This window comes from Arthrobacter sp. Y3223164 (assembly GCF_059091005.1).
Genome location: NZ_JBNHGF010000777.1, coordinates 1 through 620, shown reverse-complemented (window position 1 = coordinate 620; position 620 = coordinate 1). Strand labels below are relative to the sequence as shown.

The 620-nt window shown below is 71.1% G+C and carries 1 pseudogene; it reads right to left on the bottom strand.

The window, feature by feature from the left end:
- Positions 1 to 620 (bottom strand): annotated as a pseudogene (locus tag AC5RUJ_RS17955) (NAD(P)/FAD-dependent oxidoreductase); the annotation flags it as partial.

Here is a 620-nt window from a genome sequence, read left to right as displayed (position 1 = left end):
GCCGCGCGCCGGCCCCGCAGAGCAGGATCCGCTCGTGCGCCGTGCCCACGCCCCAGCGCCGCGCCTGGGTGTCGAGCGGTTCGTCGTCTTCGGCGAACGGCCAGTCCAGGGGACCGTGGAAGATGCTGCCGCCGGTCAGGTTCAGCTCCCGCTGGAGGTCCAGGGTGGTCTTGGTTTCGATGCACGGCTCTCCGCGTGGATCGCGCAGGATGCAGTCCTCGATCGGCTCGGCGAGCACGGAATTGAGCGAGGCCAGCACGGCGTCCTGCAGCCGCTGCCGCATCGCGTCGTTGTTCTCCTCGGTGATCAGCCGGTGCGGGGTCTGCAGCGTGAACACGGTGAGCGTGTGGGCTCCGGCTGCCTGCAGTTCCGGCGAGAGGATGGAGGGGTCGGTCAAGGAGTGGCAGTAGATCTCGGCGGGCAGCGGATCCGGCACCCGGCCCGCGGCCGCTTCGGCGGCGGCCCCTTCCAGCTGCGAGTACAACTCGTTGATGTGGAAGGTGCCGCCGAACGCCGCCTCCGGCGCCACCAGGCCATCGCGCAGCTTCGGCAGCCGGGACAGCAGCAGGTTCACCTTCGCCTGCGCGCCTTCCGGCGCCGCTTCCGGCCGAGTGGCCGGC